Genomic DNA, 10581 nt, shown 5'->3' with positions numbered 1-10581 from the left:
TCTGCTCTTCCGTAAACCGCTTCTTCTTCATCTCGGACCTCCTTCATGCCCGGAGATCCTAACATTCCAACTGGTCTACTTTTAGGGGAGCACGCCCGGTCGATATTGAATCGACGGTTATAACTTGGGGCGTTTCGGAGAACCAGCCGAGTATCCCCAATGAGGCGCACAATGAAAAAGAGTGGGCCGGACTCGGTACCGGACATGGCCTGACCAAGCCTGAAAGAGCACGTCGGACTTGGCTGTTCGAACACGATCTTGATATTGCGCATCATTACGCGAAACGCAGCCATCGAGATCCAATTATTTGTGTCGAGCAGGGCCTCCTCGCCAGCGCCAACACCGTCAAGCAATTGCGCGATACCTGTGTCCCCCTTCTTCTGGCGAACATAGCGGTCGAGGGTATGCGTATTTATGCAGCAAACCTCACGTGGCATTGAGCCGGAAGTAGCGGGCATGGCCTCCGAACTGGCCGTCATGGGCAGGTGACCTCCCCCCTATTTTGGATGCCGGACTAACCACATTAACCACATAGCAGTCAAAAGAATACCCCAATTGAAGTGGCAAATGTCATCATGTGGGCAATCGCGATGTTTCACACGTATCGGGGGCCCAATAGGCACACTAAGTGCTTCGGCGCCAGGTTGTATTTTTCAGATTTTGACAGCCGGTTTTCGGTGACTATGGTAGGAGCGCAATTTCCGCTCTACGTCGCGGAGCTTCTGCTTCAAAAGTTTTCGTGCTCGTAGGTATCGTCGCAAAGGTATGGGGTCGCGCATTCGGGTTGCGAATGCGCTTGCCCATTTAAACCTTCCTATTCCGTTACTACTCCCGAGGGGATACTCAGAACTGTCCGGATTTGCGGAATGCGTTGATGCCGAGTGTGATGACGGCGCCGACGACCAGACCGGCCGCAAGAGGGCCGAATTCCTGGATGACGCGTCCGTTGTCGTGTGCCCAGGTGATGATGGCAATCGTCAGCAACAGGCCGAGTCCCACGGCGAGCGGTCCGCCGACGTGGAGGCCGTCGGCGTTGCGCCAGAAGGCGATGCGGCCGAGTCCGTAGAAGATGAGGATGCCGATGATGACGTTGTAGAGGTCCGGGTTTTGGAAATATGTCTTGGTGAGGAAATCCATGGTGTTGCTCCTGTGGTGTGCGCTATGCGATACGCGCCTGTAAGTATATTATCGCATAGTTTTCCGTCGCTTGTCTATAGCATACTTCTTGGATACCATAGCTTCGCAATGGGAGGTGGCGTATGGATTTAGCGGAGAAAGTGAAGTCGTTGCGTGAGGCCCGGCGCCTGAGCGTGGAGGAGTTGGCCGAGTCCTCGGGTATCTCGAAGCCATATATCTGGCAAATAGAGAGCGGTCGGCGAGCGAACCCCACAGGCGAGGTGTTGCGCAAGCTTGCGGCGGCGCTGGGTACGACCGTATCCGACCTTGTGGGCGTGCCCGAGATCATTTCAAAGGACGTGCTGGCGAAGGTGCCGAAGGGGCTCCGAGACTTGGCGCGCAAGCGCGGGAAGGAGATTGGTCTGCAGGAGCAGGACGTGGAGATGCTGAAGCAGATACATTTTAGAGGTCGAAGGCCGGAGAAATCTGAAGATTGGGAACTCGTCTTCTTGTTCTTGAAGAGAATACTGGGATAGACGAGCAAGCGTTGCTTGCGAGGAATAGCCCAGGATTCACTTGTGCGGAAGTGGAATCGGATGAATAGTCCTTCATCTAGCTTGAGCAGGCCATCCTGCGCTGGAACTCCTGAAATACCCTCCAAAGGTGTTGTCTTTCGCTTTCCGCGTTCAGATTAGGTCTTGGTTCTTCTCTACCACCTCCTGGGCCTGGATGACTTTCAGGTCCACTCCTTGGAACTCTTTGGGCGCGCAGACCGCGATTTCTCGGTGCGCATCTTCATTGGTTGCGATGAGTACGATTGGCGCGTGGCCTTTCTTTACGTTCTTGACGACGTTGGCGCGCCAGTCCGAGCGTCCGGTTTCAATCTCGCACGCGACGATGCGGCCTTCTCTCCTTGCGATGATATCCGTGAAACCGTTTACAGGTTCTTCCATACTTGCCGTCCACCCCAATCGTTGGAGGTGCTCGGCTACTTTCGTTTTCCAGTATTCGTGTTCGAGGCTGCCCCATCTGGACCTGTCCGGGACTTCGTAGTCGTGCCGCCGGAGAGTTCGTTTGCCTTCTTCGGTGAGTTCGAGAAGCACAACCCGGCCGCTGCGCGTGGGAATCTCGATGGTGCTGACGAGTCCTAGCTGTACGCATTGCTCTTTTACCGTGTTTCCTTTGCGCCTGCTGATGCCGAGGCGCCGGTACCTTTCCACGATTCCGGAAAGTGGTTGCTGCGCCACGTCGAAGAGCAACGCCTTATGGTTGTCCGCGAGTCCCGGCTGCGGCTCTGTTGGGCTCTCCGAAGGCACTGATGTCGCAATCGAATCGATTGGGTTTGCTTCCGTCGGTTGCTCAACGACGGTTGGCGCGAGGCGGTAGGGCTGCATTTTCTCTCGAAGCATGGTGTCGCTGATCGTGCCTTTGGGTATGGGTGTGTGCGGGACGCGTACGCGGAAGGCCCGAGGCCAGCGTCCCTGCAACTTCACCACTGCTGAGCCGACGGGGAGTCTTCCTAGTACTTCCTTTTCTTCGTCTTGCAGGAGCATGGCCGCGGCGATGGCGCTCACGTCTGCGCTGTGTTTGAGGTTCATGGTGAGCGTCGTATATGTGTTTCCGAGGGCCGGCAGGGAGATGAGGCTGGGGTGTTGATCGATAAGCGTAATTGCTTCGCCGAGTTCGCGAATTTCTCGCAGGATGGTTTCGGTGATGACTTCCCCGCCGCGCCCTGTCTGTTTGGCGAGAATGTGGTGGGCTTCCTCGATGATGATGGCATGCTTGAATGTCTCGCGATCGGGTTGCGCGAGTCGGTAATGGTGAATCCAGAGCAAGAGCGATTGGGTAATGAGTGCTTTGTCCGCGTTGGTCAAACCATCAAGTTCGAGGATTACATTCTTAGACAGCAATCCCCCGACGTTGGGCTGTACGCCGGTATTGACTACTTCTCCCATGTGTCCAAAGCACATGCTTTTCACGCCGCGCATGGTGGAGTCCATCCACAACGCCTGCCTGCCTTTGACCGGGTGCTCGTGGAGCCAGGTAAGGACGTCGTTGAAGGTCGGGTACTGCTTTGGTCTCGCCGAGTAGACGCCTTTCTCTTTGTATACAGCGTGAATGGCCTCTTGCAGTAAGAACATGACACCTTCTCCGAGGTAGTAGCTCGTCGCTATAATCTCGATGAGTTTCTTGAGCCAGACTGCTGCGTCCGTGCCTTCGGGTGGTATGAGTGGGTTGAACACGAACGGCGCGGTGTCGCGTCCGACGGTGTAGACAAGTATCTCCTGGTCAGTCACTGCCAACAGATCGCGATAATTCCGCTTCCAATCGAATATGACAAACGGCTTCTTGTGATCAAGAAAATCTTGGATGACGTGAAACACGGTGTTGGTTTTTCCCGCGCCCGATCTTCCGAAGATGGCCGTGTGTTGGATAATCTCGTCCTCCCGCATGCCGAAGGGATAGAGCAGATTGCCTGCGTACTCGACGTGACCCAGGGGATAGTCTCCCGCCACGATCTTCTCGGGTGGCGCGGAGAGGTGCACTTCCGGGTTCTCCACGTCGCTTCCCAGTAGTCGGGCAGCAAGCAGATTAAGTACGGTCTCTATTTCCTGTTTGCCTCTGTAGTCTTCGGCGAGGTAGGCGAGCCAGTACTGGTCTGCCTTGGCGCCGATGATGGGTTTCAATGTCCGGCAGAGTTGTTGTACGTCCATGGGTTCGTAGATGCGTCGCCGAAGAGTGCGCTCTTTTGTTTTTCCTGGCTGAATTCTCGTAATACTTCGCGCAGTTCGGTCTTGAGGCGGGTTACGTCGCGCCAGCATTCGACCTCTTCGTTGCGCTTCTCGGTGTCGGTGGAAAGGATCTCGCGTTCCAGATTGATGCGGACTCGCTCGATCTGAGGGTTCATGCCCCAGTTGCAGTTATTGAGTTCGAGGAGGCGCGTGCCGAGACGTATCGATTGGTATTCGAGTTGATGGAGGTTTTCGTATTTGAGGCTGATGCGCTCGTAGATGCTTCCCAGGATATCTTCAACGCTTTTACCGAGGAAGGTGCGCTTGGCGGAAAAGAAGGTGTCCAATGGGTCCTGGCTCGGCTTAACGGCGAGACTGTCTGTAACGGCGTCAAGGTGTGCGCTGCCACCTGCCGAGGGAGCGTACGGTGCAGCGCTGTCGCTGGGTGTAAACGTATAGGACGATAAAGGCGGGACATTGTAAGAAGTCGAGCGGCGATTGGGATTGGAGGGAAGCGCGTAGAGTGAAGAAAAGGTGTACCAGTCGAGATAGGGTTTGGGTTGCGGGAATCCGAAGTTCATGTTCATCACCAGATGTTGCTTCTGGCGAGTGGTAAAGTGAGGTTGTATTTAAGCGTTTCGCTTCAGCGCGGTGCCTTTTCTCTATGAGCGCTGTCCCACAGTGTGTGGGCGCGTCAGTGAAATGAAACCGTCCTGTCCCATTAGCACCCGGTCTTGCCCGAAGACCGCCCGTGCCTCCACGACGCGTTCCTGTTGCCACTGCTCGTCCAACAACTCCGGGTGGGTTTCGGCGAGGTAATCGAGGAAATAGCGCGGCGTGTTCGCCGAACGGGTGCCGCACTTGAAGAACAGCATGGTTACGTACGCAACGCCGATGTCCTTGAACCGCTGCAGCGTGCCCTGCAGATCGTTCCACAAGCTGAAGGGGCTCAGTGTGACCACCACGAATAGTCCGGCTTCGCGGAGTCTGGTTACACAGTTCATGCGTTGCTCGAATGACGGTGTGGCACGTTCCCACGCATTGATGAGGTCGTTGCGGTCGGTGCCGATGCTGTAACTGAACACCACTGCCGGTCCGCCATCGGACGGATGGGTATCTGCCGCATAGTGCACAATGATGTCCGCGTCACGGTCCGGGCGGAAGCGGCTCTGCACGGCGATCCGCTTGGGCCGCAGTTCGGGTGGTACGGCGCACAGCGTTTCCCAGATGCCGCGTGTGACCTTCGGTGTGGAAGCGTAGGGGTCGGTGACGCCGCTCCAGTAGAGGGTCTTGTTCGCGAGCGTTCCTTTTTCCAGGTGGGCGCGGAACTTCTCGATGGGCCGCTCCTTGTGCCGGAGGATGAAGCCCCACAAGTCGCCCAGGCGTCCTTTGACGGATACGGGTGCGAGCATGTAGCCGTTCTTGACGTAACAGAAGAGGCAGCCGCCGGGGCATCCGACCATGAGTTGCATGGTGTGGTCGAAGCCGTCCATGAAGCCCCGTCCGGCGGTGAGGATGTCCGCCTGGCTTTTGCCGACGCTCACGCTGGCAGGCGGTTCATGGCCGAAAAACCGGGTGTACAGTTTACAGTTGGTAGCGGACATGGTAGCGCCTCCTATTATATGGGACGTTGTGGCCGTCCATACGTATAGACGTGTCGTGCCGCTTTGTTGTCCGTTCCGGCAGGTCGACTGGATGGCGCGTCCATCCGGCGGATAGGGAGGCGGTACTTCCTTATGGGTTTCCCGCCTCCCGAGACAGCCGCGATTAGGCGGCTCGTACGAAGCCGCCGACCAGGGACACCTTGCCGTTCACCAGCGCCAGCGCGAGTTCCTCGGTGGTGTAGGTGTTGTTTTCATGGTTGGGTTCGAGGATGGCGTTGCCGCGCAGGTGGCGGAGGGCGTACATCGTCAATAACAGGCAGTGCAGTGTGGGCACATCTTCGAGTACGGACAATTTCACGGCTGTCGCCGGCAGCTTCGTTACCAGGACGAGCCGGTTGGCTGTGAAGTAGGCGTTCATGTCCTGCTGCTTTTCCGCGTACTTCTGTGCCGCCAGTTTGGCGAGCTTTGCCAGCAGTTCCTCCTTGTTGCCGGTCATGGGGACGCCGTAGGTGCGGAGTACCTCGCGGAGTTGTTCTCCGTTCGACGCACATGTTGGGTACTTGCCGATGTGGTAGGCCTCGATGCGGGCCTGCCGGAGTTCGGCATAGGCGGTTTGTCCTTCGTCCTTGCTCTTGTAGTTGAGCCGAGGGAACGAGGGAGCCGCTTCTTCCACCTCTGTCATCTTGCTGAGGTGTTCCATGTCGGTCTGGAAGACCAAGCGTCCGCGGTCGGTGCGCCAGCGGGTCGCGAACTCTTCGGCCGCGGCGCGTTTTGTTGGACTCCCGCCTACGTCGGGGTGGAAGGTCAGGTTGTTGCCCGAGCGCGTGACATGCCACTGGATGTGGACCCCGCAGAGCCGCGGGTCTTTCGAGCGCAATAGGGTGGTCATGGTCAGGTGCTTGAGTTCTGGCACGAGCCGTAGCCGCCCTTGTTCGTCGGTGACGCTTTGCAGGAACCGCGTGTGCCGGAAGTTTGGCGTGGGGATACCCTCGGCGATGAGCAGGGTATCCTTGTCCGCGAAGTCTTCGAGCGACAGGAGCGCGCCGAGGTTGTAGTTGTCGATGTCGTCGTAGCTCGAGAGCTTGATGCGTTTGTCCTTGCTCTTGAGGAATTGGCGGAGGTCCTGGAACCCGGGGTGCGCTTTCTCCGCGAGCCTCAGCGCCATTCCGTGGTCCCACGTCTCGCGAATGCGCCCCTTGGCGATCTCGAGCAGGTCAAGGTAGGTGAGTTCGTCCACGAAGTAGACGTCGTCGCGGATGTTCTCGAGCAGCCGCTCGAAGCGTGAGCTCATCTTCCCGTAGTATGCGCCGGGCGAGGTGATGTTGCTGGTATACCCCAGGCCGGTAAGCGTAGTGACTCTTGCGGCGTCCTGGTTGAACCGTTCGAGGAATGCCTCTTCGAGCGAAGGGTGTTTGTCCGGGCCCATCCAGGGATGGACGCCGTGGAGCAGTACGTCCGCGACGGGCACCGGTACGAGGTCCCAGCGCAGTCGATTGAACTGCGGGATGTCGTTGTCCGGCTCGAGCCAGAGCCGGAATGTTTCGAGCGTTTTCATGCGGCCTTTCCTCCTTTCATTGGGTCCGTTTCGCCGTTGAGCATGGATTCGAATGTCTCGATGTCCTCGGCGATGGCGTGCTCGGTGTCCTGGACTTTCCGTGGGGTGAGATTCCCTGTGTCCACGAGCTGTTTCACCCGCTGGTATGCGACCAGCTTCGTCAAGTCGGTGGGATGGTCGAGCAGCCGTTCCACTTCGTGTACATATTCGATGTCCCGGTTGCGCAGGTGGCCGATGCATTTCGTGCTGAGGTTTTCCGGCGCGACTTTCGCGGACAGCGATGCGAGCAGTTCCTGCGGAACCGTGCCTGGACGGCGCGCCTCGACTTGCAGTGCCGTGTACGCAAGGAGCGTGATGTCCCGGTCTTCGGCCATGAGGTCGGTCCAGGCTTTGGACAGCGCGAACTCGCCGAGGTCGCAGGTCAGCAACAGCTCCGCCTTGCGCATGAGGTCCGGTGTGGTGAAGAGTTCGTAGATAAGGTTGACCGTATGCAGTTCGGCGCCTTCTTCAAAATACCGGCTGAGGAGGTCGAAGCATATCTCCATCTTGTGGACGGCCTCGTCCCGTTTGAGAGACGCGTCGTTGAGGCCGACGGGTATGCTGCTCTGTACCACGTAGCGGGACGACTGTACGAAGTCTGGCAGCGGCGCCTGGAGTACTTCCGCTTTCGCGAGTTCGACGGCGCGGTTGGCGATGAGATTGCGGTGGATGAACCCCAGCCGGCGGCCGTCGAGCGCCACTTCGCCTTTCGTCTCGCGCACGAGCAGGTCGCAGAACTTCGCGAGAAACTCCGGCAGGGTCCCGAGCTGGTCCCGGAGCCTGAGGAAGTGTCTGCCCGCGATGGCGAGTACCGTTCGCAGGTTTGTGGCGACTTCTTCCAGGTTGGTTTGCGGCACGGTCCCCGCGGACACGCCATTGGTCCACTCGGACAAGCTGGGTGCGTCATCGCCGTTGATGTGCGTGGCGACCCGGATGCGGTCTGCTTCGTCCATCTGAAGGATCTCCGGCGGGTAGAGGAAGAGGGCGAAGCGGCCGATGAGCGCGTCGTCCAGGGCTTGGGTGGCGCTGTAGCTAAGCGGGTTCATGGCGCTCCACACCCATTTGACCCGGGTGGTGAAGCCCATGATTCTCCTTGAGCGGATGATCTCGAGCCATTTGCTTTGGAGTTCGGGTACCGCGCGGTTGAGTTCGTCAATGAGGACGAGTTCCTTGTCCCAGATGGTGACGGGGCTCGGGACGTACTCGACGATGCCGTATTTGAGCTTTTCCACATTGGGATAGCCCAATACGTCTTCGAACATGCACTTCGATGCGTCGTACACGAGGAAGGTGCGCCCGAGTGCCTGGGCCACTTTGTTGGCGACGTGGGTCTTGGCGCACCCGTGGTTGCCGATGAGCAGGAGCGGGTCGCCGGTGAGGAGTGAAGCGAGGACGAGGTTTTCGTCAGCGTCCTTCCATCCGTAGATGCCGAGGTGTTGCAGGATCATTTCGTCTTCTCCTTTTTCTGTTTTCTGCCTTTGGTGGAAACAAGAAAGGGAGATATCCCGCCGCGGGCGGACAGGCCCGAGGGGGACATCTCCCTAATGCAGATCGTCTAGTGGTTCTGGTTTACGGCTTGAGTTTGCACTCGCGCAGGACGAATTCGGTGCCGTTCCGGGACTTGCCTTCGCGGTCGTCGTTATTACGGATGCGGTGTTGTTTGAGCCAGCGGCGTTCCGCCTTCTGCGCGGATTCCTGGGTGAGGTACGCGGTGATGTCTGCGATCACGCCCTGGCACGTTGCTACGGTGACGTAGATGGTCATGGGTCTTGCACCTCCTTTGTGTTCATGTTGGTTTGGGGCGAACTGCTCAGGTTGGGTCGGTCGTTTTGCACTCCCAGATGGCGATGCCGGTGCCCCAGTCCGACCGGTGTTCGCGTTCTTGGTCTGTGCGGATGCCTTGCGCATCGAGCCAGGCGCGTTCGGCTGCTGCCGCGGCCTCTCGTGTGCGAAATGCCTGGACGTCCCGGACAATGCCGTCGGCCATGGGAGTGAGGACGAATACGACGTCTTGCTTTGTTGCCGCGTCGCCGCGGCCCAGGTCTACGTTGTGGACACGACCTCGTTTGGCTCGGACCTCGAAGTGGGTTGCCCACGAATCGGGATTCCGATGAATCTCGAGCGCGCGTCGGGCAGCGTGCTCGGGCGAGTCCGCGTCCAGGTCTATGGTCCATGTCACTCGGTACAGCATGGTTTCATCTCCTTATTCAACGATGTCTTCGAGTTGCACGACGTCCCCCGTGAGGGCGAATTCTGGACAGTCCTCTTTGCCTCCGAAGAGCACGGTGAGCGTTCGGGTGCGTGCTTGTTGGAGTTGTTTGGACCGGTCGTCGCTGAGGGCTGCGTAGCCGTCGGTGAGGATGACGGCCTTGTCATGGCCTCGTTCGAGGATGGATGCGGCGATGCAGTTGAAGTCTGTGCCGTAGGTCGTTTGCAGTTTGCCGTTGAGCAGTGTCTGGAACGGTACTTCGACGACTTTGTTGCTGAAGAGGTAGATGCTTTTCAGGTCGTGCTTGAGGCCCTGCAACAGCCCGATGATTCTTGGCAGGTGTTCGTTGACGCTGCCAGACACGTCCAAATACACGGCCAGGCCCTGTTGCTGGGTCGTTTTGGCTGGGCTGTGGTTGTGGAAGTGGAACGGCACGATGCCGGCGGACAACAGGACGAGGTCTCGCTTGGATAGGTTGAGCGGGATGGGCGATGTAGCGGTTCGGATTCGTTGGCCGAAGGTCTTGAAGTTGTCCACCTTCTGTTTGGTGGCGAATTTCGCGAGCAGTACCCTCTTGATGGAAAGGTGGCCCTTGAGGACCTCCAGGAAGAGGTCGTATAGCGCTTCGTTGATTCCCGCGCGCTGTCCTCTATTCCGTTTGGACGCTTTCTTGAGGTCTCCGGCGATGTCGCAGAGGACTTCGGCGGAAAGGCCATCGAGACTTCCGGTTCCATTGTCCTTCCCGGACAACTTGCCGTGGCCTCCCAGCAACACGATCGCATTCGTCTGGATCGTGGGCGTGAGTATCTTGAGGGTCTGGATGACTTCTCCGGTGCTCAGCGTATCGCCGGCGTGCGAGTGCGGTAGGTAGAACGATTCGTACAGATCGGCGTAACGGCTCTCGTACATCTGGCTTCCGGGGCGCAAGAGTCCTTCGATGCCGCGAGGTTTGTAGAAGCGGCGGAAGAGGGCGCCGTTGTCCGAGGCCTCTGCGAAGACGTGGGTGATGGTCGCGTTGATGACCATGTCCGCGCCGACGTTCTCGAGTTCGCCGGGTCCGTAGACGAAGTGGCCGAACATCGGATGCATGAGTTCGTGGAGCAGAATGCAGACGAGGTCTTGTTCGCTCATGACGTGCTTGCTCACAAACTCCGGGCTTATTTGCAGTCTGCCGTCTTTGGTGATGCAGGCGGTGGGGCAAATAGCGGATTCGTCGACGTGCGTGATGAAGGACGCGACGAAACTGTCGCGGCCCAGCACTCTGCGCAAGGTGGTGCGCACGAGTTCGAGGGTGATTCTCATGGTATTGTTCCTCCAAATGCGGGA

General features: G+C 58.2%; 10 protein-coding genes. 1 reads left to right on the top strand and 9 read right to left on the bottom strand.

What is annotated here, in order from left to right:
- Window positions 1–843: 843 nt before the first annotated feature.
- Window positions 844–1137 (bottom strand): hypothetical protein, encoded by a 294-nt coding sequence (locus HUU46_19305; protein ID NUM55794.1) that lies wholly within the window; start codon window positions 1135–1137, stop codon window positions 844–846.
- Window positions 1138–1259: 122 nt separating this feature from the next.
- On the opposite strand from HUU46_19305, the gene HUU46_19300 reads away from it, so the two are divergent.
- Window positions 1260–1652 carry a helix-turn-helix transcriptional regulator gene (locus HUU46_19300; GenBank protein ID NUM55793.1) on the top strand — a complete coding sequence of 131 codons (393 nt, stop codon included), beginning with the start codon at window positions 1260–1262 and terminating at the stop codon, window positions 1650–1652.
- Between the two features lie 150 nt (window positions 1653–1802).
- On the opposite strand, the gene HUU46_19295 is transcribed toward HUU46_19300, so the two are convergent.
- The 8 genes from HUU46_19295 to HUU46_19260 form a co-directional block, all read right to left on the bottom strand.
- Window positions 1803–3830, bottom strand: a complete 2028-nt coding sequence (locus HUU46_19295; protein NUM55792.1) for an ATP-binding protein — start codon at window positions 3828–3830, stop codon at window positions 1803–1805.
- Window positions 3800–4429, bottom strand: a complete 630-nt coding sequence (locus tag HUU46_19290) for a hypothetical protein (protein ID NUM55791.1) — start codon at window positions 4427–4429, stop codon at window positions 3800–3802. Before HUU46_19290 ends, HUU46_19295 begins: the two co-directional genes overlap by 31 nt.
- A gap of 81 nt (window positions 4430–4510) precedes the next feature.
- A complete protein-coding gene (locus tag HUU46_19285; GenBank protein NUM55790.1) occupies window positions 4511–5452 on the bottom strand; it encodes a hypothetical protein in 942 nt (313 codons plus the stop codon).
- A 163-nt stretch (window positions 5453–5615) separates the two neighbouring features.
- Window positions 5616–7007: a hypothetical protein gene (locus HUU46_19280; GenBank protein ID NUM55789.1), complete on the bottom strand. Its 1392-nt coding sequence runs from the start codon at window positions 7005–7007 to the stop codon at window positions 5616–5618.
- Window positions 7004–8494 carry a MoxR family ATPase gene (locus HUU46_19275; GenBank protein ID NUM55788.1) on the bottom strand — a complete coding sequence of 497 codons (1491 nt, stop codon included), beginning with the start codon at window positions 8492–8494 and terminating at the stop codon, window positions 7004–7006. Before HUU46_19275 ends, HUU46_19280 begins: the two co-directional genes overlap by 4 nt.
- 121 nt (window positions 8495–8615) lie before the next feature.
- A complete protein-coding gene (locus HUU46_19270; GenBank protein NUM55787.1) occupies window positions 8616–8810 on the bottom strand; it encodes a hypothetical protein in 195 nt (64 codons plus the stop codon).
- Between the two features lie 46 nt (window positions 8811–8856).
- Window positions 8857–9237 (bottom strand): hypothetical protein, encoded by a 381-nt coding sequence (locus tag HUU46_19265; protein NUM55786.1) that lies wholly within the window; start codon window positions 9235–9237, stop codon window positions 8857–8859.
- A gap of 12 nt (window positions 9238–9249) precedes the next feature.
- Complete coding sequence (locus HUU46_19260) at window positions 9250–10557, bottom strand: hypothetical protein (protein NUM55785.1); 1308 nt, start codon at window positions 10555–10557, stop codon at window positions 9250–9252.
- Between the last annotated feature and the right edge of the window lie 24 nt (window positions 10558–10581).

It is taken from the genome of Candidatus Hydrogenedentota bacterium (assembly GCA_013359265.1).
In the GTDB taxonomy this organism is placed as follows: domain Bacteria; phylum Hydrogenedentota; class Hydrogenedentia; order Hydrogenedentales; family SLHB01; genus JABWCD01.
The sequence above is the reverse complement of the archived record's forward strand: the minus strand, read 5'-3'. Positions and strand labels throughout refer to the sequence as shown.

Bases quoted from the DNA above. Each gene is read 5' to 3' on its own strand.
- HUU46_19305 (NUM55794.1), bottom strand. From the start codon at position 1,137: ATGGATTTCCTCACCAAGACATATTTCCAAAACCCGGACCTCTACAAC.
- HUU46_19300 (NUM55793.1), top strand. From the start codon at position 1,260: ATGGATTTAGCGGAGAAAGTGAAGTCGTTGCGTGAGGCCCGGCGCCTG.
- HUU46_19295 (NUM55792.1), bottom strand. From the start codon at position 3,830: ATGGACGTACAACAACTCTGCCGGACATTGAAACCCATCATCGGCGCC.
- HUU46_19290 (NUM55791.1), bottom strand. From the start codon at position 4,429: ATGAACTTCGGATTCCCGCAACCCAAACCCTATCTCGACTGGTACACC.
- HUU46_19285 (NUM55790.1), bottom strand. From the start codon at position 5,452: ATGTCCGCTACCAACTGTAAACTGTACACCCGGTTTTTCGGCCATGAA.
- HUU46_19280 (NUM55789.1), bottom strand. From the start codon at position 7,007: ATGAAAACGCTCGAAACATTCCGGCTCTGGCTCGAGCCGGACAACGAC.
- HUU46_19275 (NUM55788.1), bottom strand. From the start codon at position 8,494: ATGATCCTGCAACACCTCGGCATCTACGGATGGAAGGACGCTGACGAA.
- HUU46_19270 (NUM55787.1), bottom strand. From the start codon at position 8,810: ATGACCATCTACGTCACCGTAGCAACGTGCCAGGGCGTGATCGCAGAC.
- HUU46_19265 (NUM55786.1), bottom strand. From the start codon at position 9,237: ATGCTGTACCGAGTGACATGGACCATAGACCTGGACGCGGACTCGCCC.
- HUU46_19260 (NUM55785.1), bottom strand. From the start codon at position 10,557: ATGAGAATCACCCTCGAACTCGTGCGCACCACCTTGCGCAGAGTGCTG.